The sequence below is a fragment of the Flavobacterium sp. UBA4197 genome (genome assembly GCF_002379575.1).
Lineage (GTDB): Bacteria > Bacteroidota > Bacteroidia > Flavobacteriales > Flavobacteriaceae > Flavobacterium > Flavobacterium inviolabile.
Genome location: NZ_DFUB01000023.1, coordinates 15,260 through 41,252, shown reverse-complemented (window position 1 = coordinate 41,252; position 25,993 = coordinate 15,260). Strand labels below are relative to the sequence as shown.

General features: G+C 36.2%; 21 protein-coding genes. 13 read left to right on the top strand and 8 right to left on the bottom strand.

All coding sequences use genetic code 11. The annotated features are described in order from the left end of the window. Nucleotide 1: 1 nt before the first annotated feature. The 10 genes from B3394_RS13595 (at nucleotide 2) to B3394_RS13550 (ending at nucleotide 12,233) form a co-directional block, all read left to right on the top strand. Nucleotides 2-2,986: a DEAD/DEAH box helicase gene (locus B3394_RS13595; protein WP_286925600.1), complete on the top strand. Its 2,985-nt coding sequence runs from the start codon at nucleotides 2-4 to the stop codon at nucleotides 2,984-2,986. A 73-nt stretch (nucleotides 2,987-3,059) separates the two neighbouring features. Next, on the top strand, nucleotides 3,060-4,529 hold the full coding sequence (locus B3394_RS13590; protein ID WP_286925599.1) for a DUF262 domain-containing protein: 1,470 nt from the start codon (nucleotides 3,060-3,062) through the stop codon (nucleotides 4,527-4,529). Further along, nucleotides 4,507-6,483 (top strand): DUF262 domain-containing protein, encoded by a 1,977-nt coding sequence (locus B3394_RS13585; protein WP_286925598.1) that lies wholly within the window; start codon nucleotides 4,507-4,509, stop codon nucleotides 6,481-6,483. The genes B3394_RS13590 and B3394_RS13585 overlap by 23 nt, the downstream gene beginning before the upstream one ends. 429 nt (nucleotides 6,484-6,912) lie before the next feature. Continuing rightward, nucleotides 6,913-7,323, top strand: coding sequence for a DUF5367 family protein (locus tag B3394_RS13580; RefSeq protein ID WP_177734322.1), 411 nt, complete (start codon nucleotides 6,913-6,915; stop codon nucleotides 7,321-7,323). A gap of 537 nt (nucleotides 7,324-7,860) precedes the next feature. Then, nucleotides 7,861-8,280: an SRPBCC family protein gene (locus tag B3394_RS13575; protein ID WP_286925597.1), complete on the top strand. Its 420-nt coding sequence runs from the start codon at nucleotides 7,861-7,863 to the stop codon at nucleotides 8,278-8,280. Continuing rightward, on the top strand, nucleotides 8,277-8,702 hold the full coding sequence (locus tag B3394_RS13570; RefSeq protein WP_286925596.1) for an EVE domain-containing protein: 426 nt from the start codon (nucleotides 8,277-8,279) through the stop codon (nucleotides 8,700-8,702). The genes B3394_RS13575 and B3394_RS13570 overlap by 4 nt, the downstream gene beginning before the upstream one ends. Next, a complete protein-coding gene (locus B3394_RS13565) occupies nucleotides 8,692-9,156 on the top strand; it encodes a MarR family winged helix-turn-helix transcriptional regulator (RefSeq protein ID WP_177734325.1) in 465 nt (154 codons plus the stop codon). Before B3394_RS13570 ends, B3394_RS13565 begins: the two co-directional genes overlap by 11 nt. A gap of 427 nt (nucleotides 9,157-9,583) precedes the next feature. Continuing rightward, entirely contained in the window at nucleotides 9,584-10,363 is a 780-nt protein-coding gene (locus B3394_RS13560; protein WP_286925595.1) for a carboxypeptidase-like regulatory domain-containing protein, read from the top strand. A gap of 194 nt (nucleotides 10,364-10,557) precedes the next feature. Continuing rightward, on the top strand, nucleotides 10,558-11,475 hold the full coding sequence (locus B3394_RS13555) for a bestrophin family protein (RefSeq protein WP_286925594.1): 918 nt from the start codon (nucleotides 10,558-10,560) through the stop codon (nucleotides 11,473-11,475). 29 nt (nucleotides 11,476-11,504) lie between these two features. Then, entirely contained in the window at nucleotides 11,505-12,233 is a 729-nt protein-coding gene (locus B3394_RS13550) for an SDR family oxidoreductase (protein WP_286925593.1), read from the top strand. A 62-nt stretch (nucleotides 12,234-12,295) separates the two neighbouring features. Here B3394_RS13550 and B3394_RS13545 read toward each other — a convergent pair whose 3' ends face one another. The 8 genes from B3394_RS13545 to tsaD all read right to left on the bottom strand — a co-directional run bounded on the left by B3394_RS13545 (nucleotide 12,296) and on the right by tsaD (nucleotide 19,203). Further along, nucleotides 12,296-12,871: a hypothetical protein gene (locus tag B3394_RS13545; protein WP_286925592.1), complete on the bottom strand. Its 576-nt coding sequence runs from the start codon at nucleotides 12,869-12,871 to the stop codon at nucleotides 12,296-12,298. Between the two features lie 8 nt (nucleotides 12,872-12,879). Continuing rightward, the gene (locus B3394_RS13540; protein WP_286925591.1) at nucleotides 12,880-14,052 is read right to left on the bottom strand and encodes a THUMP-like domain-containing protein; all 1,173 of its coding nucleotides are present in this window, start codon (nucleotides 14,050-14,052) and stop codon (nucleotides 12,880-12,882) included. 2 nt (nucleotides 14,053-14,054) lie between these two features. Next, nucleotides 14,055-15,143, bottom strand: a complete 1,089-nt coding sequence (locus tag B3394_RS13535) for an AI-2E family transporter (RefSeq protein WP_177734330.1) — start codon at nucleotides 15,141-15,143, stop codon at nucleotides 14,055-14,057. Between the two features lie 77 nt (nucleotides 15,144-15,220). Next, nucleotides 15,221-16,180, bottom strand: a complete 960-nt coding sequence (locus tag B3394_RS13530) for a zinc metalloprotease (protein ID WP_177734331.1) — start codon at nucleotides 16,178-16,180, stop codon at nucleotides 15,221-15,223. 129 nt (nucleotides 16,181-16,309) lie between these two features. Then, nucleotides 16,310-16,816, bottom strand: a complete 507-nt coding sequence (locus tag B3394_RS13525; RefSeq protein WP_286925590.1) for a TrmH family RNA methyltransferase — start codon at nucleotides 16,814-16,816, stop codon at nucleotides 16,310-16,312. A gap of 1 nt (nucleotide 16,817) precedes the next feature. Continuing rightward, nucleotides 16,818-17,459, bottom strand: a complete 642-nt coding sequence (locus tag B3394_RS13520; RefSeq protein ID WP_177734333.1) for a DUF4159 domain-containing protein — start codon at nucleotides 17,457-17,459, stop codon at nucleotides 16,818-16,820. 15 nt (nucleotides 17,460-17,474) lie between these two features. Further along, the gene (locus B3394_RS13515) at nucleotides 17,475-18,179 is read right to left on the bottom strand and encodes a 16S rRNA (uracil(1498)-N(3))-methyltransferase (protein ID WP_273247076.1); all 705 of its coding nucleotides are present in this window, start codon (nucleotides 18,177-18,179) and stop codon (nucleotides 17,475-17,477) included. Between the two features lies 1 nt (nucleotide 18,180). Further along, nucleotides 18,181-19,203 carry a tRNA (adenosine(37)-N6)-threonylcarbamoyltransferase complex transferase subunit TsaD gene (gene tsaD, locus B3394_RS13510; protein WP_177734335.1) on the bottom strand — a complete coding sequence of 341 codons (1,023 nt, stop codon included), beginning with the start codon at nucleotides 19,201-19,203 and terminating at the stop codon, nucleotides 18,181-18,183. Between the two features lie 236 nt (nucleotides 19,204-19,439). Between tsaD and B3394_RS13505 the strand changes: the two genes are divergently transcribed. The 3 genes from B3394_RS13505 (at nucleotide 19,440) to gap (ending at nucleotide 25,991) form a co-directional block, all read left to right on the top strand. Then, nucleotides 19,440-23,837: a translocation/assembly module TamB domain-containing protein gene (locus B3394_RS13505; RefSeq protein ID WP_273247077.1), complete on the top strand. Its 4,398-nt coding sequence runs from the start codon at nucleotides 19,440-19,442 to the stop codon at nucleotides 23,835-23,837. 140 nt (nucleotides 23,838-23,977) lie between these two features. After that, entirely contained in the window at nucleotides 23,978-24,967 is a 990-nt protein-coding gene (pfkA, locus tag B3394_RS13500; protein ID WP_177734337.1) for a 6-phosphofructokinase, read from the top strand. Nucleotides 24,968-24,986: 19 nt separating this feature from the next. After that, on the top strand, nucleotides 24,987-25,991 hold the full coding sequence (gene gap / locus B3394_RS13495; protein ID WP_177734338.1) for a type I glyceraldehyde-3-phosphate dehydrogenase: 1,005 nt from the start codon (nucleotides 24,987-24,989) through the stop codon (nucleotides 25,989-25,991). Nucleotides 25,992-25,993 lie beyond the last annotated feature (2 nt).

The following is a 25,993-nucleotide window of genomic DNA, read 5'->3' as shown; positions in this document are numbered from 1 at the left end:
TATGGAATATAAAAAGTGGTTAACATATTGGAAAAAAAGTTTATCGGATTCCTTAAAAGCAGATATCAATATTGACAAACTTCAACATTTTGAAATTGAGAGTTTTGAAATTGACATGCAACAAATAGAAGATTTGAGCAACGTAAACAACCTCATAAATTTTGAAGAAGAACGTATAAACAAAAAGAAAGGTGTTTCAAGTAAGGATAGTGAGAATTGGGTTAATCTAGATGAAATCGAAGTCTTGATATCTCCGATAAAAATAAAACCCACAACAGAAAATTTTGTTTTCTTAAAAGACAAACAGCCTAAATTTCCTTTTTGGTATTTTGCGAAACTAGATAGAAAAGGAAGTTTACGGGTTCCAGAAGAATATTTTCCAGTTTTCCAAAGAAAGTATTTAGAACCCTTAGCAGATGAAAGAACTGAATTTATATTTGGCACTGTTGAAAATATTGATAATGCAACTGCTGTAGGCAGAGAACAATATGTGAATTATCAGGAATATATAGATTATGTAAAAAATGTTTTTACTTTAGCTATAAATCAAAATATTGAGAATTATGTATCAGAGGGTTATGAAACTCTAAAGAATGGTATAGTTCTATTGCCAGACGAAGATGTGAACGCTGCAATCGGTATAATTCATTTGTATGAAAAGATATTAAAGGAAGACAGTATTCCTGAATTATTAAAGACATTTATAACACTTCACAATCCTAAAGAAAATAATCCATTAAATGTATCTGAATTCATTGATTCAAATTTTTTGCATACTGGACAAATGGGATTTGATTTCCCAATCTCAATATCACAACGTAAAAGTTTAAATACCTTTTTAAAGACAAATGACAAAGTTTTTGCAGTTAATGGACCTCCTGGAACAGGAAAAACAACTTTGTTACAAAGTATTGTTGCTAATAAATTTGTAGAAAGTGCTATAATAGGAGATGAACCCTCTATAATCCTTGCGTGTTCAACCAATAATCAAGCGGTAACAAATATCATAGATAGTTTTTCACAATCAAATACAAAACCTGGAAATTTAGAAGGAAGATGGTTACCCGAAATTGATGGCTATGCTACTTATTTACCAGCTAATGGAAAAACAGAGGCAGAGTTGAAAGGCATAAACTATAAAAAGCAAAATGGTGAAGGCTTGTTTAGTAGAGTTGAAAACCAAGAATATTTAAAAATTGCTAAACCTTATTTTATTGAAAAGTGTTCAAAATATTTTAAAGATAAGATTTTAAATATTAATGATGCTATAAAAAAAATCCAGAAGGAAATTTTAAATATACAGGCAATATTGCATGAAGCATCTAATAAATGGAAAGCTTACTTGCAAAATGAACAACTATTTTCAAATGGATATCTAAATGATATTAGTATTCGTGATAAATATTACTCTGAAAATATCTTAAACGAAATAAAGTTTCAATCTGATATTGAGATTTTAAATAAATTAGAAGAAAAAATTATTTCATATTTTAATAATGAATCGTTTTTTAGAAAGCTATTTTGCTTTTTTGGATTGAAATCAGCTTTAGCGAATAGAGCATCGGAAGTTAGAATCTTATTGAGAGATTCATTAATAAGTGAAGCTAAAGAATTTGTATTCACAAAAAGTGCAATACTTGAAAAGATCGACAATAAAATAACAACTGCAAAAACAATTATTGAGTCGATTAAAAAATGGAAAGAATGGAAAATTTCTAATTCCATTAATGGAAATCCACCTAAGACAGAAGACGAATACTGGGAGTTTGAATATTTTAAAATTAAAAATGGTGTCAAACCAAATTGTTTTTATGACGAGTTGGATGTTACACTTCGTCATGAAGCATTTCAGCTTGCTTTGCATTATTGGGAAGGAAGATGGTTATTAAAATTAGAATCGGATTTGAAAGATGAAAATTTCGATAGAAAAGGATTTGATGCAATGATAAATAGATGGCAGAGACAAGCAATGTTAACGCCTTGTTTTGTTAGTACATTTTATATGGCTCCTAAATTTTTTAGTTTCTTCAGGTTTTTCAAAAAAGGAGAAGATGGTAAAAATATTTTTGACACACGTCCAATTTATAGTTTTATAGATTTATTGATTGTTGATGAAGCCGGCCAGGTTGCACCGGAGGTGGGGACTGCAACATTCTCACTTGCTAAGAAAGCAGTTATAGTAGGTGATGTCAAACAAATTGAACCTGTTTGGAATATCACTAATAAAATTGATGTTGGGAATTTAAAAAAATGCGGTATCATTAAAAATTATGATGATCTTATTTATGAGAAAGAGTTTGATCCTAAAGGTTTTCTTGCTTCAACTGGAAGTATAATGAAAATGGCTCAAAATGCGAGTAATATTCGAGAGCTTGGCGCAAAGGAAAAAGGTGTTACTTTGGTTGAGCATCGACGCTGTTTTGATGAGATTATTAATTATTGCAATGTATTAGCATACGATGGAAAGCTAGTACCACTTAAAGGACCAGCAAAAAGTGATTTATTATTTCCTCCAATGTATTGCGTTCATGTTGACGGAAATTCGACAGTAAAAAATTCAAGTCGTTACAATGACAATGAAGTAAAGGCAATAGTTAATTGGTTAGTTCAGAATAAAACGAGAATAGAGGAGAGATATGGAAAAGTCGAAGATTCTCTTGGTATTATTACTCCTTTTGTTGGTCAAAAAAACAGTTTGAGATACGCATTAAAAAATGCAGGATTTAATGTTGATAAATTAAAAATAGGAACCGTTCATGCACTTCAAGGAGCTGAAAGATCAATGATTTTGTTTTCAATGGTTTATGGAAAAGGCGATTCAGGTACAATGTTTTTTGATAGAGACAATAAGCCGAATATGTTAAATGTAGCCGTTTCAAGAGCTAAAGATAATTTTATTGTTTTTGCAAATACAGAAATACTAGACAAAAGAAGTAAAACGCCATCCGGTATACTATCAAATTATTTATCTTATGAAATAAAATAATAATTTCTTGTTCAAAATATAAAAGGTACATTGCAAATGCTGATTTAGAAGAAAAATAAAATATCAAAATTTAATGATAAAAATAGATGTAGAAAGTCAAAAACAAGTAAATGTTGATGAAGAACTTTTTCTTGAAGTAGGAACATTATCTACAAGTGATTTTTTTGAAACTGATGTATCCGTAAAATTGCCCGATTATCAGCGTCCTTATGTTTGGAATGAAGAGAAATTAAAGCAGCTCCTTAAAGATGTTAAAGATCACTTTTTTTATGATGGAGATTATAATGAAAATGCACAGCATTATTATTTAGGATGCGTTTTATTATATAAAAAAAATGAAATAGAATTTGAAATAATAGATGGACAACAACGCATTACAAGTTTGCTTATATTAGATTATGTTTGTAATGAAACCCAAAGTTATCTTGCGCAAGACAAATGGAATTTAGAATATAGCTCGATGCTTTCGACTACCGTCATTAAACATAATTTAAAATATTTAACGGAAAATGTAAGTTCTGGAATTAAGAATCATTTAAAGAATATTTTTTCGAAATTGGTTTTTACTGTAATTAAAACCAATTCAGAAGATGAGGCTTTTACTTTTTTCGATAGCCAAAATAGCCGAGGAGTTAGTTTAAGTGCAGTAGATTTTTTGAAATCGTACCACCTGCGGGAGCTTAAAGGGAATGAAGATTTACAACGTAGATTTGCTAAACAATGGGACAGTAACAACAAAGGGCAATTTTTGAGCGAATTGTTTGATTTTATTCTTTGGCGAAGCCGAAGCTGGAAAGGGCAGAATTTATCATTTGAGAATAAAGATGCCATTTTAAAAGATTTCCAAAAGAAGACGATTAAAGAACTGAATAATGACTTAATTCGTTTGTATCCTAATGTTTGTAATACTTTAGCAAATCAATTAATGTATGACTCTAAATTAGGAGTATGTTTGCAACCAAGTGTTTTGAATCTTCAGACTACAGCATCTCAATATCCATTTTCAATACGCCAACCTATTCAAAAAGGAATTGGATTTTTTCTTTATACAGAGAAATATTTTGCTGTATATAATCAATTATTTAACGATAAAAAATTTAAATCTTTTATTGAAGTATATAATAAACTGATTACTCAAAACAGTTACTATTTAAAAATATTTTTCAAACTTGCCAGTGTTGTTTACTATGATAAATTCAAAGATCAAAAATTGCAAGAATTTGCATTATGGATGGATTATTTGTTAGGAAGTTATCGTATTTATCAAAGAACAATTGTTACACAAACCGTAATTAAAATTTTAAGGGATAAATCACAAAATCTGCTAGATGTTATTGAAATGTCTTATCGTCCTGACGATGTGTTTGACTTTATAAGATTAATTACAGACAAAAGTCATTACAATGTTGATTTAGCATCAGATCCTGATTATGGCGTAAGAAATAATTATAAAAATGCTAATCTTTCATTTTATCAAAAGGAAGAAAATAGCGAACTAATTACTAAAGAGAAATGGGTATATGAATATATTGAAAAAAAATAACCTGCCTATAATTTCTATAGAAATAACTTTGGATAAAGTTGTCGCTAATAAAGATTTGTATAACATCCCTATTTATCAGCGACTTTACGTTTGGGGAGATGATCAGATAAAAACATTGCTCGAAGATTTGTATAAAGCTTTTAGTGAGAATCAGTCAAAATATTATTTGGGAGGAATAATGGTTACTAAAAATAACGATAAACTTGATTTAATAGATGGACAACAAAGATTTACCACACTTTGGCTAATTAGTAAAAAACTTGGATATGATTTAATAAATTTTAGTCATATTACAATTGATAAAGAGGAAAAATCAAGAATGAGTTTTGCTGTTCGTTATTTTGCGAACCAATACTTTAATTCAGCTAATTCAGAGTTGGGTTTAACGAAAAATGAAATAGAAGAATTAAAACCTATTTTTTCTGCAGAAAAAATAATTGAGCATTTTATTGAAAAACTTGAAGGAGAAATAGAAAAAAAAGAATTTGCTTCATTCATTTATACAAAAGTATTTTTAGTTTCTACTCAGATGCCAAAGGAAACAGATGAGAATAAAGTTTTTGAGGCAATGAATAATCGTGGCGTACAATTGCAACAACATGAAATTCTAAAAGCCCAGTTGTTAAGTACTTTAAAAGATAACAGAGAAGAAATGTCTCAATATAGTTTATTGTGGGATGCCTGCTCTGTAATGGATGAATATCTAGAGAAAAATATAAAAGTTGTAGCCAATTTAGGTTGGAAAGATTTATTTCCAGAAAAATTAGATGATGGAGAGACAGTTGTTCAACTTCCTAATAAAATCCATGCAAGATTAAAAAAAGAGAAATCAGAAGCAGAATCTAAAAAGTTACTTTTTATTTTAAAGGAAGAAATTAATGAGAAGGATATAGAGCAATTTAAAAATAAAGATAGCATTTTGGAGGATTATGATTCAGGAAAAGTCAGAAGTATTATCAATTTTCCAATGTTATTACTACATACACTACGTATATTTCAATTCAGATATAAAAATATTTTAGATGTTGATAAAAGCGCTGAAGTAAAAGGAAAAGATTTAATAGAAATATTCAAAACACATGCTCATTATTTTACTAAACAAGAAGATGTTAAGGATTTTATAGATTTGCTGTGGAATGTTAGAAAGAATTTTGATAGACATGTAATTAAATGGGTTGGAAATATAGAAAATAACGAAGAAGTTCATTTAATTAAAAAATTATATCAAAGTAAGGCGACCTTTCAGAGATGTTCACCAATTAGTAACGAAGGTTTTGCTTTACTGCAAAGTATGTTGTATCATTCACAACAAATAATTACACATTATTGGCTGACTCCATTTTTAAATAAAATGCTTGATGAACAGGATACTGAAAAACTTTATGATTATTTGAGGAAACTTGACAATGCGATGTTTTGTAAAGAAAAACGTGATTTAAGAACAATGAGCTATGAGATGATGAGTAGAACTGATCTTCAACTTAGTGGTAACGCTGAATTTGTTGAAGGAATATTGAATTCATCAATTGGTACAAGTTATCCGGGTTATTGGTTTTATAAAACAGAATATATTCTCTGGGAAAATCGAATGCAACTTGGGTTTGAAAACTGGAAAGATTATAGAATGACCGCTAAGAATTCTGTAGAGCATATTTCTCCGCAAAATCCTAAGCCAGAAGAATTAAATATTGTTTATGATCATACTGATGAAGCGGAAATAATCCGTAAAAAAAAGGATGATTTTGGAAATTTAGCTTTATTATCTCCCGGAATGAATTCTGAATATAGTAATAAAATTTACAGTGTAAAGCGTGCAGAATTTAAAGCTAAAAAATCTATAGATTCGTTGAAGTCTGATATGATTTTTCAGAATGAAAATTGGAATTGGAAATTATGTCAACAACATAAAGAGGTAATAATAAAATTATTTATTAAGCATATTAAAGAAACTTAAGTTACAAAACATCCTCAAAAGAGTCGGCTAAAATTTTTAGATCTTCAAGTAAAAGGTTCGTATTCGCTCCTTCCAAGGTCACAAAAAAGGACAAATCATTTCTGGTTTGTCCTTTTTTTATTCTGATAAATAAGCGCTATCGCAGCATTTGTTTTTGAGGTTTGATGTTGAGTTCCGTCAAAAAGCAAAAAATCCGGAAACATCAAACGTAGTATTGTCCTTTTTCTTCCATGACTCCGTTTTTATAACGCCTGATCAATCTTTGCTGCTTTTTTGACGCAGGTGCAACTAAATTTCTGATTTCAGCACCTGGAATGACTGTTTTATGATTGAAAATTCTTATATTTATACTCAAAAATAGAACGATTCCTGCTACAATGCAGGAACCGGCTTATGTTTAAAATATAATAAAATATTTATTAATTAGTAATGAAAACATATAAAGAGAATTATCAGTTGATTAGTTTTATTGTTGGCTTTTTAGTATGGCTATCCGCCACTGTATTGTTCAGGGTTGCAGGGCATTATTTTTTTATTGTCGACAATGTATTCGTAATGGCCGTTTTGTATATCATGCTGATACCGGCGTTAGGCTTTATGGCAACCACGGTCTTTAATAAATTTAAGTTAGGTAACCCTGAAAGTGTAAAAGCGGCAGCCATTATGGTTTTACCCGGTATGATACTGGATACACTATGCATACAGTTTTTTGAAAAATTATTCCCCAATATGCCTGAAATCTATAGTAAAACATTTGCTTCCTGGTTAATGTTTGCCTACTCTGTTGTTTTAATTTTCGGGCTTTTAAGAAAAAAGCAAGAGAATAAAAATGGATTGTGACAGTTATCAATTGAATAGTAACGGTCTTTGACTCAATAGTGAGGTGGTTTCCGATGGGGTATGTAATAAGATGATCTTTCGGATACAGATGATAATCAGGCACATTTTCAGGATTTTATTTTGGTGATGCCGGTGAAGACTATGATGTAATACTTTTTACAAAAAATGAGTTACTATCCGACGTCCTGCAACATTACGAACGCTTTATAAAGATTATTTCCAGGGAAAGAAATAAAATGTTTATTAGCAGTAATGCAAACCGTAGAATGAAATAGAAAATAAACTATAAAATAAAAACAGCAGGCTATTCAAAGAGCCTGCTGTTTTAGTTTTAGATAAAAATTAGTGTATAATTACTTAAGGTGCATCGAAAAATATTGAATAAAAAGATTCTTAGTAGCAATGTTTCTCTTTCTGTTTTTCTTCTTCAATTTAACTTTCGATATTCAAAATAGGATATGTTTTTTTTAAAATAAAATAATCGTTGCATATTATATGTACACTTATTATATTTGTACTTCTAAAATATATATTATTATGTGGCAAAAAACGTATTCAGTAATTACAAAAGAGGTGACAAAAGAGCAAATCTGGAAACTAACAACCGATATTGACAATTGGAAAAACTGGGATAGCACAGTGGAAGATTCGAAACTTTTAGGCGATTTCAAAGTGGGCAGCTTCTTTATGCTAAAACCTAAAGGCGGACCGAAAGTAAAAATCAAACTCATTGAAATTGAGCCCTACAAAAAATTCACAGATCTAACGAAATTTCCGTTAGCAAAGATGTATGGTGAACATTTTTATGAAGAAACAAAAGACGGACTAAAAATTACTGTAACAATGACTGTAAAAGGATTGCTAAGTTTTATATGGGTGAAATTTGTTGCAAAAGACATTGTCGATAATTTGGCTGAAGACGTTGCTAACCAAATAAAAAATGCTAAGAAATTATGACACGATTTTGGGTAGCTTCCATATCAAAAGAGCATGCTATGCGTGGTGTAAACGGGAATTTTATTCAGGTGTGTCACGGTAAAAAAGCACCATTGAAACGAATGAGTAAAGGCGATCTGATTCTGGTTTATTCTTCTAAAATCGCATTAGACGGAAACGAGAAATATCAAAAGTTTACGGCAATAGGAGAAGTGATTGACGATGAAATTTATCCGTTTCAAATGTCCGAAAATTTTATTCCGTTCAGAAGAAATATAAGATTCTATGCTTGTGAAGAATGTTCAATTATTCCGTTAATTGCCGAACTTGACTTTATTGAGAATAAAAAGATGTGGGGCTATCCTTTTCGTTACGGTTTTTTTGAAATCAATAAAAAAGATTATAATTTAATCGCCTCGAAAATGATTACAAATGAAAAATAAAGATAATACATTTAGCGTCGAGCGATCCGAAGACAGCACAGGCTTTTTACTATGGCAGGTCACCAACTTGTGGCAGCGGGAAATAAAGAAGGCATTGGAAAAATACGAGCTTACACATGCGCAGTTTGTATTACTGGCAAGTACGCATTGGCTTGCATTGCAAAAACAGGATGTTACACAGATTTTACTTTCCAATCATACCAAAATAGATCCTATGACCACTTCTACAGTTTTAAGGACTTTGCAGACCAAAGGATTTATCAGGCGAAAAGAACACCAGACAGATACCAGAGCCAAAACGGTTGAATTAACAGCAGCGGGACTAAAGAATATAAAACAGGCGATAGTTGCAGTTGAAGAATTTGATAAACAATTTTTTGGCTTGCTTGGCGGAGAAGCCAATGATTTTAACAGCGAATTGATAGCACTACTGGGAAATAAAAAAGAGATATAGTTCTTCCTTAAAGAATGTATTATTTATTTGCCGGTCAATATATTAATATCAATATACTTTTTTTACTTGCATATTTTTGTATTTTGATGGTCTAAAATCTAGCAAATATTCCGGGAAAAAATCCTAAAAAGCAACCTGAATCATTCCGTTCGGTGTTATCCGATTTTATTGATAATAAACACCATAAGTAAGTGCTGGGTAATAGAAAGAACTTTTGCTTGGTTTGATAATGGTAGAAGGCTTTAATTTTCTACGAGACTAACCTCCTTCGCATTTTAAATAAAGTGAATTCAATTGAAATACTATTTGTAAGTACTTACAAATAATTATAAGCACATTAAATATTGATTTTTATCATTTTTTAGAAGCTAAAAGCTTTCGTATATTTAAATGTTAGCGGTAAGTATAAAACAAAAAATAATTTAAAATGGATACAGAGAAAATATTAATACTATTCATATCATTTTTTTTCAGTGGATTTATTATTGTTAAGGCTCAAGGCACAACGCAAAGAAACACAATAACAATATCTGGGAAAGTAACTGATTTTAATGGAAATCCTATAGATAGTAGTGTCGTAAGATTAAATAATGCACGTTTTGAACCTATATATGAAACATATACAGACAAAGAAGGGAACTATAAATTAGAGAATGTAAGAAAAGGAAATTATAAGTCAATGTTTGTAATGCGACCAAAAGAATACCCAAGAGCAAATGAAGTTTCTAAAGATAAAATGAGATTAGAGTTTTGGGCTTGGAATGTCGTTGCTAAAGAAGATTTAATTATTAATCCTCATTATGACAAATTAGAAGTTTACGGAACCACAGTCTATGAAACTTTTGGTGGAACCTCAGGTTTTTTTATCTATTTTAGACCAATGAGTTTAAAAAAGGTATTAGCATTCTCTGAGTTCACAGATAAAAGTAAATCTGAAAAGCATGTAGATGTTTCAATCAAACCAGAAAATCTTAGAATAAAAGTATATGCAGGTAATGAACTGTTAAAAACCAATTCCATACAATCAATTAAAGAATACACGGGAGAAAATAATTATCCAATAACAGCATATATTGTTCAGGTTGATAAGCCAAAACAAATAAAAGACAATAGTTCGTTCACTATTTTTAGAGTGGAAGCTGAAAATACAGCGTTTAACGAGAAAGGAGAAAGTCTTTTTTTTTATGAACCCAAAATATTTGAATAATATGAGTCTTTCAAAAATAGGGTCAAACCATCTGCTATAAAATTATTATTGAACAAAATTTAAACAGCCTCTAAAAAGAAATCTGTAGTTACATGTTTTTGAAAGGAAAATGCAAAAACTATCTTGTAATTAGCCTGACTACACGATTATAAAAACTTAAATTTTCTTACATTTATAGTATATTTTACTACCCGATGATTACAAAGAAAAAAACAAACTGGTTTCGAATGCTCTTCGAATGGAAAGGATCGGTATTACCGCAACTGTTACCCCGTTTGATATTATTATTTGCTTTTGCAATACTGGTTGTTTATTTCAGGGAATTTTTATTGCGGTACCAGCTTCATTTTAATCCGGCTATTTTTACGTTATTCGGGATAGCACTGGCTATTTTCCTCGGATTTCGGAATAGCGTCAGTTATGACCGTTTCTGGGAAGGAAGAAAACTTTGGGGAGCCTTATTGAACGATACCAGATCTTTAGCCAGACAGGCACACACTTTGGTTGAAGGGGATGACTATAACAAAGAACGTACGGAATTTATACAATTACTGACCGCTTTTGTATATGCATTAAAACACCAGTTACGACAGAGCAATCCTGATGCCGATATGCGCCGCCTGCTGCCGGAATCGGTTGCAAAACCGCTTGAAAATGTAACTTTCAAACCGGTTATGATCATGAAAGAACTGGGATTGTGGATTAAAAAGGCAAAAACAGCCGGAAGAGTTGACAGTATCACCCAAACGGCTATGGAAGAAAACCTGAACAAACTTTCGGATATCGTTGGCGGCTGCGAACGGATTGCGAGTACGCCGATACCCTATACGTATAGTGTGCTGCTTCACAGAACCGTTTATATTTATTGCTTTTTGCTTCCGTTCGGATTTGTAGAAAGCCTCGGGTGGGGAACGCCTTTTATCATTGTTTTTATAGCCTATACCTTTGTGGCACTGGAAGCCATTGCAGATGAACTGGAAGACCCTTTTGGCATACAGCCGAATGACCTGGCGCTGGATGCGATGGCGCAAATGATAGAAAATACCTTACTGGAACTGGATAACAGAAAAATACAACCGGTTCCGAAAACGTCCGGTTATTATATTACATAGTGATTACATCTCAATTTTAAAAGTATATTATGGAAGCAATTAAACCATTGGTTATTATTACTGGGGCAAGCTCCGGAATTGGCGCCGCTACGGCACGACTATTTTCGTCCAAAGGGCATGCGCTGCTTTTATTGGCAAGAAGACTGGAAAACCTGACGGCTTTAAACTTGCCCAATACGTTGTGTAAAAAAGTCGACATAACCGATTTTAAAGCATTACAGGAAGCCGTTGCGGAAGCCGAGGCAACATTCGGACCGGCGGATGCCATTGTAAACAATGCCGGAATGATGCTGCTCGGCGATATTGCGGTTCAGAATCCGGAAGAATGGAAAGCCATGTTTGATGTAAACATACTGGGACTGCTAAACGGGATGCAGGCCGTATTGCCTCAGATGAAAGAAAGGCAGCACGGCACCATTATTAACATCAGTTCTATTGCCGGCAGAAAAACATTTCCGAATCATGCGGCCTACTGCGGTACCAAATTTGGCGTTCATGCCATTACCGAAAACGTCAGGGAAGAAGTTGCCGGTTTTAATGTCCGCCTGGTAACCATAGCACCCGGAGCGGTAGAAACGGAACTACTGTCGCATACCACTTCCGAAACGATAAAAGACGGTTACAACGAATGGAAAGCCACTATGGGAAGTGTTCTGGATCCTCAAACAATCGCAGATGCGATCTGGTATGCCTATAACCAGCCGCAGGGAGTGAACATCAGGGAAATCGTATTGGCTGCTACAAAACAGCAAACGTAAAATGAAGTTGTGATTTACAGCTATGCGTATAAAAAAAGAGGGACGAACCCTCTTTTTTTATATTATTCCACACACTTCAGATATCTTATAAAGTATTCCTCGGGATTGTAAACGGCTTCCTTAAAATTTTCCGATTTGATCTCTTTCGGTAAAACATAATCGATGGTTTCCGTTGTAAATTTTATCCGCATCAGCGTAACCGGGTATTTTTTTAAATCTTCATAGCCGTCTTTACTGAATAAAAAATAGCTGTTCAGGATCGAGATGTTATCTTTTTCAGCAGAATTATAACTCAAATTACTGCATATTTCTTCCGAGCTGTTAATAAGCGTTACAATCTTGCCGTTAGCAAGCTGTAAAAAAATTCTGGAAGCCTGATTCAGGCAGCTCGCTTTAATAAAGTCTTTGCTTTTTCGTAATAATTGCAGACTCAGATAGGGTGTTTCATCGGAATTTACCAATGAAAAGAACACAAAAGTAGATGTGGTCCCGAATACACTTTCATGAATTAAATAATCCGGTGTTTTTTTGATTAAAGTCGAGTCTGTTTTTTCGTTGTAATCATATTCGCAGGTAAAGGTTTGCGAATAGGATACAAAGGATATTACCAATAAAAGGCTTAAAAAAACTTTTTTCATTGTTGCATTTAAATTTTGCTGCAAAATACTATAATTTTTTCATTGTTACTATTGGTGGTAAAGAAACAATAGGTATCACCACCCTCTTTAATTTTCCATTTTTTGCGCAGCTCTTCAACCGAAAGCGGGAAGTTGCGGGTTGTTACATGCAGTTTTTTTCCTTCCAGATACTGTTTGCTTTCTTTTTTCTGATACGGAACAACCTGTTCAATACTAAAACGGCGTCCGTTAAAATCAATCAAACGGTCTGCAGTGTACAAATGGGAATGCTGATGCAATTTATCAATCCGGTAAATATGGCTAACCGCATCAAAAGCTCCGGTTTTAAGTATGGCACTGTTAGGTTCGTACAAATACTTTTTGGGTAAAGCATACGTAGCCGGCCGGGTATCTTCAAACTCTGTGGTAAAAACAGCTGTAGCTTCTTTGGTGATGGCCACAGCATGCAGCTGTATCGTGCCGGTATAATCTTTTTCAATCTCCCAAAGCAATTCCTTTACTTCGTTATCCAGCGCTATGATATAAATGTTTTTTACATATTGCAATTCCGATAATCCGGCTTTAATGTCCAGTATGGGAGCGGTCTTTATCAGGATGTTCGATGTGTAATTAAAATAAAAATCCAGCGAATCCGGTACGTTGGGCAGGCAGTCTTTTAGCATAAAGACTTTGCCTTTCGCATCATTTCTCCGCGACGGATCGATATAGATCCAATCCCATTTCTGGTCTTTCCGGCGCAGGATTTCGTGACTGTCACCGGGAATACATTCAACTGCACATTGCAATTCTTTAAAATTATGGGCTACAACAGCCGATAATGTGTCATTAATTTCACAATGGGTGACCTGTTTAAAATGCCGGGCAAAATAATAATTGTCTATACCAAATCCGCCGGTCAGATCAATCAGCGAATCACCGGAAATAAGCGTGGCTTTATAGGCTGCCGTTCGTTCCGAGGAAGTCTGCTCAATTGAAATTTTAGCCGGATAAATAATATTGGACGTGTTAAACCAGGTTGGCAGTTTTTCTTTCGCTTTGATTTTTGCCTGGATCTGGTTCAGTATTTCATTCCATGGAATTTCCGGAAACGGATTTTTGGATAAAGCCAGTTTGTTAAGATCGGCATTGTAATTTTTAGCAATAAAGTCCTGTACTTCTGGACGTATTAAGGAAGCAATCAATCTTAAATATTTTTAGTTAGAATCTTAATGATCTGGTTTTCCGGGAAGAACTCTTTTCCGATTACTTTCAGTACCGTATAGAAAGGAACAGCCAGTATCATACCGAAAACACCAAACAACAATCCGAAAATAAGGATCACCAGGAAGATTTCCAACGGATGGGATTTAATACTGTTGGAGAAAATAATGGGCTGACTGATGTTGTTGTCAATCAATTGCACCACCATAAAACCGATCATTACATAGATGGCTGTTGGCAGCATTTCTGTTCGGAAATCACCGCCTAAATTGCTGATCAGCGTCAAAGCCAGTGCCAGTACGGTTCCGATTAGCGGACCGATATACGGGATAATGTTGAGTACCGCACAAAGGAAAGCGATTACAAAAGCATTTTCGATACCAAAAATGAGCAATACGATCAGGTAAAGGATAAAAACAATAAAAAGCTGCAGCAATAAGCCAATAAAATAACGGGACAGCAAAACGTTTATTTTTTCAACAGAGGACAATATCTTGTCTTCATGCTGGTCCGGAAGTATTCTTTTAGACATTTTGATAAACAGGCTCTGATCTTTTAAAAAGAAAAAAGTAATAAAAAATACCGAAGCAAGGCCAACGCCAAAGCTGCTCACCGTTCCGATAAGGGTATTTAAAAACTCCGGAATAAAGTCAAAATTGATTTTTGACGACCAGTTTGATTTTTCCAGTAACTTCCCGGCATCGATATTGTGATCGTTAAAATAGGAATTGATCTGGAAAACCAGATCGTTAAAGTCTTTTTCCAGAGAAGCCGTATTCAGTAACGAAAGATTCTGTCCCTGGGATAACAGCAGCGGAATAAACATCATCAGCAAACCGCCCACAATCAGTACAAAAATAATCATCGTCGTTACCACAGCCAGGGTGTGTTTGAACTTTAAACGTTTTTTTAAAAAGTTTGTTATCGGGTTGCCGATCAGACTGATAACCAGGGCTACCAAAAGATAAATCAATACCGATTGAATTTGATAAATAAAAAACAATAAAAGTGTTATTAAAGCAAGTTTGATAACGGCACTAACGATTCCTTTGGAGATTTCGGTTGACTTCATAGGGTATTTTATTAATAAACTAAGATAAAAAAAAAACTCGCTATTAAAGCGAGTTTTCTGTCTTTTTACCGTTCGGTTTATGGCTGGGCAAATGAATTTCTTGGTCCGCCTGTTGCAAAAGCTGCTAACATTCTCGTTTTTTGACCGTTAGAAAACATATACATCGCTGCATCGTCCACATAATCCATATAGTTCATTGTCATTTCAACCGGAGTTCCGGAGCAAGTGCTATAGTGAGGATATCCCGGAACACCATAATTCGGAGCATTGTGCGTTGGTGTATCGGAAACCAGGTCGTTTCCACAGGTCGCATCACCCCAGATATGTCTAAGATTCATCCAGTGACCAACTTCGTGCGTTGCCGTTCTTCCTTTGTTAAACGGAGCCGTAGCTGTTCCTGTAGTTCCCAAATATTTGGAATCGATAACAACACCGTCAGTTGCAGAAGCACCACCCGGGAATTGTGCATATCCTAAGATTCCGCCGCCAATGGTACAAACCCAAAGGTTTAATTTTGTTGTTGGAGTAGTCGGATTTAAACCGCCTGATGCTGTTTTTTTCATCGCATCATTAGTGCCCCATGATGTTTTTGTAGTCGATTTACGGTTTACCACATCCAGAACGAAAGAGATTCCTACATTCGCTTTTACACCGGCAAATAAAGCAGGAACAGATCCGAAATCACTGTTGGTAGCGTTAAAATCTTTGTTTAAAACATCAATCTGCGACTGGATCTGCGCTAAAGAAATGTTTTCTGCCGTAGTTCTGTACAATACATTTACGACTACCGGAATCTGAATTTTTCCGTTAACTAATTTGTTTTGTAAAACTGCCTGCTCTGTAAAAGCTTCAATTTCATTCATTTTAATCGCTAATTGCGGATTTTCTCTCAATTGCTCCTGAAGCACATCGTGTGAAGCACATCCTCTTTCAGAAATCTTTGAACTTAGTGACGAATCGTCTGCAACGGAAGATTCTTCTTTGTTACAAGAAACTAAGAACAGCAACATTGCTGCTGATAAAAGTAATTTTTTCATAAAATGATTGTTAAATAGTTATGTGATTTGGTTAAATATCACACAATAATATAACAAAAAAATAAATTATGAAAAAATTATCATAAAAAAATGATAAAATGTAATAAATTATATAAAAATGTGATTTATCTACAATTTATTAATTAATTCGTAAAGTGCGATTCCTGTTGCCTGCGCCACGTTCATACTGCTGTTTTTGCCAAACATTTCAATATGAGTGGTTTGATCGGCATTTTCAAGAAAAAGAGGGGATACACCGGAAATTTCATTCCCGATAACCAGCGCAATTTTGGTATCGCGGCTAACGGTCAGTTTTTGTAAAGGAATACTTTTATTGGTTATTTCGAGTGCAATGATCTGGTAATTATGGGATTGCAGGTAATCCAGTGCCTCAGCTGCTTTTGGGATAACGTTATACGGAACAAGTGTATGGGTGTTCCGTGAAGTTTTGTTTATTTTTCGGGGTGTCAAAGCAAGATCTTCGCCAATAAGGATAATTTTTTCAACGCCTAAAGCTTCACTGATCCGGAATATGGAACCGATATTCGGCTGGAAATAAATACAATCACAAACAACGGTAATAGGGAAAGTCTGCTGTGAAAAGTTAGTGTTTTCGTGTGTTAATTGTTCCTGCATTTTAATTTTTAAAAGCGTAATTGATAATGTTAGCGCCCATTTTTAAAGCTTTTTGGCGCACTTCGAAAGGATCGTTGTGTACTTCGGGATCTTCCCAGCCATCACCAAGATCGGTTTCGTAAGTGTACAGGCAAACCAGACGGTTTTCTATAAAAATACCGAAAGCCTGCGGTTTTTTATTGTCGTGTTCGTGAATTTTGGGCAGGCCGTTAGGGAAAAGAAACGGTTTTTGATAAATGATGTGATTGGAGGGTATTTCGGTCAGCTCATTATTCGGGAACACTTTTTTCAGCTCTTTGCGAATGTACTGATCCATACCATAATTGTCGTCGATATGCAGGAAACCTCCGGAAGTCAGGTAATTTCTAAGGTTGATAACGTCATTATCACTAAAAACAACATTTCCGTGTCCGGTCATGTGTACAAAAGCATAGGAAAACAAATCCGGACTGCCGGCTTCAACAACAGCCGTTTTAGTGTTGATCCGGGTATTGATATTCTGGTTGCAAAATTTAGCCAGGTTGGGTAAGGAGGTCGGGTTGCCGTACCAATCACCGCCGCCGCTGTATTTTAATACCGCAATTTCCTGTGAAAAAGTGATCGCGGTAGTCAGTATGCTAAAGAATAAGAATAGTTTTCTCATGAATTTGTTCCAGTATTATTCGTTTGAAAAGACCACACTATGACAGGCAACAACAGCGGCAGTTTCGGTGCGGAGTCTTGTATTTCCCAGCGAAACAGGAGTGTAGTTGTTTGCTAATGCGGTTTCGATCTCTTTTTCGGAAAAATCGCCTTCCGGACCGATTAGAATGGTATATTTTTCGCCGGCTTTGACGGTGTTTTTCAACAGTACTTTACGCGATTCCTCACAATGGGCAATACACAGGTTGCCCTCGTGTTTTTGCGCTAAAAACTGTTTGAATGTTACCGTTTCATTCAGTTTTGGCAAATGGAATTGAAGCGATTGTTTCATGGCCGACTGAATAATTTTGTCAAAACGCTCGGTCTTGATAGTTTTTCTTTCGGAATGGTCGCAAATTATCGGGGTGATTTCGTTCACGCCAATTTCGGTTGCCTTTTCCAGAAACCATTCGTAACGGTCGTTCATTTTGGTTGGCGCCACGACTATGTGTATGTAAAAATCATTCGGTTTGTGAAAAACAGATTCGGTGATTTTTACCGTACATTTTTTGTCGGAAGCCAGGATAATTTCTGTCGTAAAAAGAAATCCTAAACCATTTGTTACCTTTAAGATATCGCCTTCTGTTTTACGTAATACTTTAACAATATGTTTGCTCTCTTCCTTGTCAAAGGAAAAGCTTGTAAGTGTCTCGTTAATGTCCGGGGTATAGAATAACTGCATACTAAAATTCGATTCGGGCTTTGGATACTACAGTGGCATCGTTAAACTGCTGTTCTAAATATTTCTGGTAACCCACTATCCCGATCATCGCAGCATTATCGGTCGTGTATTCAAACTTCGGAATAAATGTTTTCCAGCCGTATTTCTTTTCGCCTTCTTTCAGGGTAGTACGAATACCGGAATTTGCCGAAACACCGCCGCCAATGGCAATTTGCCGGATTCCGGTTTCACGCGATGCCAGTTTGATCTTATCCATTAAAATCTGAATAATCGTGTACTGGATTGAAGCGCAGATATCGTTTAGATTTTCAGCAATAAAATTCGGATTTTCGGCCGTTTTTTTCTGAATGAAATATAAAATCTGGGTTTTTAAACCGCTGAAACTAAAATTTAAACCATCCACTTTGGGCTTGGTAAACGGAAATGCTTTCGGATTCCCCAATTGGGCATATTTGTCAATTAAAGGTCCGCCCGGATAGGGAAGCCCCAGTATTTTTGCACTCTTGTCAAAAGCTTCTCCCACAGCGTCATCCGTGGTTTCACCGATGATCGTCATGTCAAAAAAACTGTCCACTCTCACGATCTGGGTGTGTCCGCCGGAAATCGTCATCGCCAGGAAAGGAAATTCCGGTTTGTCAAAATCTTCCTCATCAATAAAATGTGCCAGAATATGGGCATGCATGTGGTTAACGGCGATTAACGGAATGTTTAAGGCCATAGCCATCGATTTGGCAAAGGAACTGCCCACTAAAAGCGAACCCATTAAGCCCGGACCCTGGGTAAAAGCAATTGCTGCAAGCTGTGATTTTTCAACATTGGCTTTCTTTAGCGCCACGTCAATTACCGGTACGATATTTTGTTGGTGGGCACGTGATGCCAGCTCCGGAACCACACCGCCGTATTCCTCGTGAATTGCCTGCCGGGCAACCACATTGGAAAGGACTTTATTGTCTTTTAATATCGCTGCTGCGGTATCATCGCAGGAGCTTTCGATAGCAAGTATATATACGGGTGATTTTGTCATAAAAAAGGCACGAAATTTGAATGTATTTTCCAACGACTGTATTATCTTTGAATTGTAAATCCCCGCACCGTAAGAAATGATAGTTTTATTCTTACTAATTGCTTAAATTTACGAGTCAATCCGACAAATTTAAAACAATTAAGAGTATCAAAAAATTAAAAAAAATAGTATTTCGCTTAATTATAGGATTAATCCTGTTTTTACTGCTATTAGGCATTGCTTTATCGTTGCCTGTTGTGCAAACGGAAATTGCGAAATATGCTACCGGCGAACTGAATAAAGAATTCGGTACCGATATGCATATTGACAAAATTGCCATTACCGTTTTTGGCGGTGTCAAAATCAAAGGGATTTTCGCGGGCGACAAACACAAAGATACTGTTTTTTATATTAACCGGCTGCAAACCAATATTCTGGATATTAAAAAACTGACCAAAGGGAAACTGATCTTTGGCAAAACCAATATTGACGGACTGGATTTAAAGATAACCAAATACAAAGGGGAGGATAAAACCAATCTGGATGAATTTATCGCAGCTTTTGACGACGGCAAGGAAGGAACCGGAAAATTCCTGATGAAAGTGGAGCACATGAATGTAACTTCAAGCCGTTTCAGAATGATCGATGAAAATTTGCAGACACCAAAGATTTTAGACTTTACAAAGCTTAAAGGACAGGTGGATTTCTTTAAAATCAAGGGACCGGTGGTTACCGCCGATATTAAAGAATTGTCCTTGCTGGATCACCGCGGTCTGCTTGTTGAAAACTTAACATCCAATTTTACCTATTCGAAGAAGAATATCCGACTGGAGAAACTGAACCTGAAAACCAAAGAATCCACTTTAATCGGGGATGTAATCTTAAAATACAAACCAAAAGACTTTTCGGATTTTAATAATAAAGTGGTTTTTGATGTCAACATGGAAAAAGCTTCCGTGTCTTCAAACGAGCTTAACTTTTTCTATAACGAATTCGGGAAGAACCAGCGCTTTTATGTGGCTACACACCTGGTGGGAACCCTGAATAACTTTACGACCCACGATTTGAGATTGCTGGATAAGAACGACTCCGAAATTATCGGAACGGTTAACTTTAGAAACCTGTTCAATAAAAAAGGAGAGTTTTATATGAAAGGTAATTTCGACAGGGTTACGTCCAATTATGACAACCTGAAAACGATTTTACCGCGGGTTTTAGGGAAAAGCCTTCCGGAAACCCTTAAAAAATTAGGTAAAGTGGACATTGTTGGCGATATTACACTGACCAAGACAAAAATTGATGCTGATATTTACATGATGTCCGGATTGGGAGAACTGAATTCGAACATGAGCATGAGCAATATCAACAATATTAATAATGCTTCCTACAAGGGATTGGTTACGCTTAATAATTTCGATATCGGCGCCCTTGTTAATGAAAAAGATCTGGGCAGGGTAACGCTGGATCTGGATGTAGACGGAAAAGGATTCAATAAAAAATACCTGAACACAAGTGTTAAAGGAAAAGTACAGCGCCTGACCTATAACAAGTATACCTACCAGAACATTACGATTGATGGAAAAATGAAGATGCCTTATTTTAAAGGCTATCTGAACAGTAATGATCCGAACTTAAAAATGGATTTCAACGGATTGGTTGATATGAGTTCCCGTATGAAAAATTATGATTTTCAGGCTCAGATTGATTATGCCGATCTTCACATGCTGAATTTCATGAAAAAAGACACCTTGTCTATTTTTAAAGGCGGTTTGAAATTTATAGCCAAAGGAAATTCGCTGGATGATCTGGCCGGTAAATTAACCGTTTCAAACGTGTCCTACCAAAACAGCAGGGACAATTACTTTTTTGATGATTTTCAGATTGAATCCACGTTCGATCCTGAAAATGTCAGAACGATCACGATAAACTCCCCGGATATTATTCAGGGTAAGGTGACCGGTAAATACGAAATAAAGCAGGTTCGGAAGATAGTTGAAAACGCATTGGGAAGTTTGTATGCGAACTATTCCCCGAACAAATTGAAACCCGGGCAGTTCCTGGATTTTGATTTTACCATTTACAGCAAGATCATCGAGATATTCCTGCCGCAGGTCACGGTAGGAGAGAACACCGTACTGAAAGGAAGGATTGATGCCGATAAAGGGGATTTTAAACTTGATTTCTCCTCTCCGAATGTAGTGGCCTACAACAACACTTTTGAAAACATACGGGTTGATGTCGACAATAAAAATCCGTTATATAATGCCTATATTGAACTGGATAGTATTAAGACAAAAGGCTATAAGATATCCGATTTCAGTTTGATTAACGTTACGATGAACGATACCCTTTTTGTTCGTTCCGAGTTTAAGGGAGGTCCTAAAAACCAGGATTTCTTTAACCTGAACCTGTACCACACAATAAACGAAAAGAACCAGTCTGTAGTCGGATTTAAAAAATCAGAGATTAACTTCAGGGACTATTTGTGGTACCTGAATGAAAACAATACAAAAGACAACAAGGTTGTATTCAATAAAAAGCTGACCGATTTTTCAATTGAAAAGATCATGATGTCGCACAACGACCAGAAAGTAGAACTGGAAGGTGTTTTAAAAGACTCAACGTATAAGCAGTTACGCCTTTCCTTCGATGATGTTGATTTAGGAAAAGTAACGCCGGCGCTGGATAATATGTCCTTTGGCGGTAAACTAAACGGAGAGGTAAACCTGGAACAGAACAAATCGGTATACCTGCCAACGGCAGCTTTAACGGTGGATTCGCTTGTGGTGAACAAAGTGATGATGGGCGATCTGAACCTGGAAGTTACCGGTGAAGATTCCTTTAGAAAATTCAACGTAAATTCTTCGATTATTAACGACCACGTAGAGAATTTCTTCCTGAACGGTAATATTGAGATCATTAACAAGGAAAGTATTCTTGCACTGAACGCCGGATTCACGCGATTCAATATCAGTCCGATCGGGCCTTTACTGGGCAGTATCTTTTCCGATATGAGAGGTTTTGCTTCCGGTAGGGCATCGATAGCCGGAAGCGTCAGGAACCCGGAAGTGGACGGCAGTATCTATCTGAATGAAGCCGGTATGAAAGTACCGTATCTGGGCGTGGATTATAATTTTGAAGAAAATGCGCTGATCAATGTCACGGAAGACCAGTTTATATTCCGAAGCATTGAGCTGACCGATACCAAAGAAAAAACAAAAGGAATCCTGAACGGAACCATCCGCCATAAGAAATTCGACGACTGGCAGCTGGATTTAAAGCTAAGATCGGATAACTTGCTGGCACTGGATACAAAGGACAATGAAGATGCGATTTATTACGGTACGGCCTTTATAAAAGGAGATGCGACCATCACCGGTCCGGTGAGCAGCCTGTATATCCAGATGGATGCCGAATCGAATAAAGGAACCAGTATCAAGATCCCGCTGAATGATGCACAGGGAATTGGAAATAATGCTTTTATACACTTTTTAAGCAAGAAAGAAAAAGAAGCGAAAGAAAAGGGAATCCAGGAAGTGGTGCTGAATAAATTCAAGGGAATTGAATTGAAATTTGAATTCCGTATCACCCGTGATGCCGATATTGAAATTATTCTGGACCGTAATACCGGGCACGGAATGAAAGGAAGAGGAGAAGGATTCATCACAATGGAAATCAATACGATGGGTAAATTCAACATGTGGGGAGATTTCCAGACCTATAAAGGAGAATACAACTTTAAATATTTGGGCTTAATCGATAAGAAATTTGAAGTAAAAGAATACGGTACCATCCGTTGGGACGGAAACCCGATGAATGCTGCTTTAAACCTTCAGGCGGTTTATAAAACCGATGCGAATCCGGCGGTAATATTGGATAATGCTTCTTTTAGCAGAAAAGTGCCGACAGAGGTGTATATCATGCTGAATGGTAATTTAAGCAATCCGGAACCGGATTTTAAAATTGAATTCCCAACGGTGAGTTCGGTATTAAAATCGGAGATCGATTATAAACTAAGCGATAAAGACGTGCGTCAAACACAGGCTTTGGCCCTGTTGGGAACCGGCGGATTCATGTCGGCAGAAAGTGCTTCCAACTCCGTTTACGGAAGTTTGTTTGAACGGGCCAGCTCTATCTTCGATGATATTTTTGCCGGCAGTGACGATAAATTTAAGGTTGGTTTTAACTACGTTCAGGGCGACAGAACACCATTTGCCCAGACACAGGGTAAAGTAGGGGTAACGGTATCTTCCCAGATTGATGAGCGCATTACGATTAACGGTAAATTTGGGGTACCGGTGGGCGGAAACCAGGAATCCGTTATTGTGGGTGACGTGGAAGTACAATTGCGTTTAAACAAGGACGGATCGCTTAAAGCCCGTGCCTTTAACCGTGAAAACGATATTAACTATATTGGTGAAGGTATCGGATATACACAGGGAATAGGACTTTCGTATGAGGTGGATTTCGATACCATGCGGGAATTGTGGCGTAAAATTTTCACCAAGGTAAAAGAGAACAACAATACCAATCCGACAGACCGTTTACCGGATTCGGATCTGGCTCCCGACTTTATCAAGTTTATAGAGAATCGAAAAAACAAAAACGCCGAAGAACCTAAAAAGGATCAGAAAAGAGCTCCGGAAGTAGATTAAAAAGAGCTTACAACTAAACAACAACACTTCTTATTTTAACGACATGATTACCTTGTTAAGAATGTTAGGTTTATGCTAAATATGCCTGTATTCTGTAAGGTATCTCGTGTTTATTTATTAAATTTACAAATAAAGAGTTTATGGTATTAGAAACGATTAAGAAGATCGGAGTGCTAACTTCGGGTGGTGATGCGCCGGGAATGAACGCTGCTATTCGTTCTGTGGTCAGGACCTGCGCGTATCATAATATTGAATGTGCGGGAATATACCGCGGATTCCAGGGAATGATCGAAGGAGATTTTAAAGAAATGGGACCACGAACGGTAAACAATATTGTCAATAAAGGCGGAACGATATTAAAATCGGCACGGTCAAAAGATTTTATGACAGCCGAAGGCCGTAAGAAAGCCTACGAACACCTTAAAAATGCCGGTATCGATGCCCTGGTTATCATTGGCGGTGACGGTAGTTTTACCGGTGGTCTGGTTTTTAACAAGGAATTCAACTTTCCGATCATGGGGATTCCCGGAACGATTGACAATGATATTTTCGGAACCAGTCATACCCTTGGATTTGATACCTCGTTAAACACTGTTGTCGAAGCTATCGATAAAATCAGGGATACGGCCAGTTCCCACAACCGTTTGTTTTTTGTGGAAGTAATGGGCAGGGATGCCGGACATATCGCGCTGAATGCGGGAATTGGTGCCGGTGCCGAAGAAATACTCATTCCGGAAGAAAACTTAGGTTTGGAAAGACTGCTGCAATCGCTTCGAAAAAGTAAAGAATCCGGAAAATCATCCAGTATTGTTGTCGTAGCAGAAGGGGATAAAATTGGTAAAAACGTTTTTGAACTGGGCAACTATGTCGAAGAAAACCTGCCGGAATATGACGTGCGTGTTTCCGTTTTAGGACACATGCAGCGCGGTGGCTCTCCCTCTTGTTTTGACAGGGTTTTAGCCAGCCGTTTAGGCGTTAAAGCCGTAGAGTCCTTACTGGAAGGAAAATCGAATTATATGGTCGGATTACTGAATGATAAAGTAGCTTTGACCCCATTAGAACAAGCAGTAAAGGGACATTCGGAAATAGACAGGGAACTGTTGCGCGTTTCTGAGATTGTTTCAATTTAGTAATTATTAAGAAAAGAAAATGATGAAAGTAAAATTAGGAATTAACGGATTCGGAAGAATCGGAAGAATTGTTTTTAGAGAAACTATAAAAAGAGATAATGTAGAAGTGGTAGCGATCAACGATTTATTAGCGGTTGATCACCTGGCTTATTTATTAAAATATGATTCGGTTCACGGTCGTTTTGACGGGAAAGTGGAAGTAAAGGACGGTCAGTTGTATGTAAACGACAAATACATCCGTGTGACTGCCGAAAAAGATCCTTCCCTTTTAAAATGGGATGAAGTGGCGGTAGATGTTGTGGCCGATTGTACCGGAATTTTCACCACTCTGGAAAAAGCGGATGCCCATATTAAAGGCGGTGCTAAAAAAGTAGTGATCTCGGCTCCGTCTGCCGATGCGCCAATGTTTATCATGGGTGTAAATCACGATAAAATGACAGCTGCCGATACTATTGTTTCCAATGCATCCTGTACCACAAACTGTCTGGCGCCTTTAGCGAAAGTGCTGCATGACAATTTTGAAATCGTGGAAGGATTAATGACCACGATACATGCTACAACAGCAACACAGTTAACAGTTGACGGACCTTCCAAAAAAGATTTCAGAGGCGGAAGATCGGCTTTGGTTAACATTATTCCGGCTTCTACCGGAGCCGCAAAAGCGGTTACCAAAGTAATTCCGGAACTAAAAGGAAAACTAACCGGAATGGCAATGCGTGTACCGGTGGCCGATGTTTCTGTAGTGGATTTAACGGTAAAGCTGAAAAAAGAAACATCCTATGATGAAATCATGGCAGTACTGAAAAAGGCCTCCGAAAATGAAATGAAAGGAATTATCGGATTTACCGAAGACGATGTGGTTTCCCAGGACTTTGTTTCCGATACCAGAGCCAGCATCATTGATGCCAAAGCCGGGATTGAACTGAATTCCACCTTCTATAAAATCGTATCCTGGTATGATAACGAATACGGGTATTCCTGTAAATTAATAGACCTGGCGGTTCACGCAGGAAAATTGGTGTAACA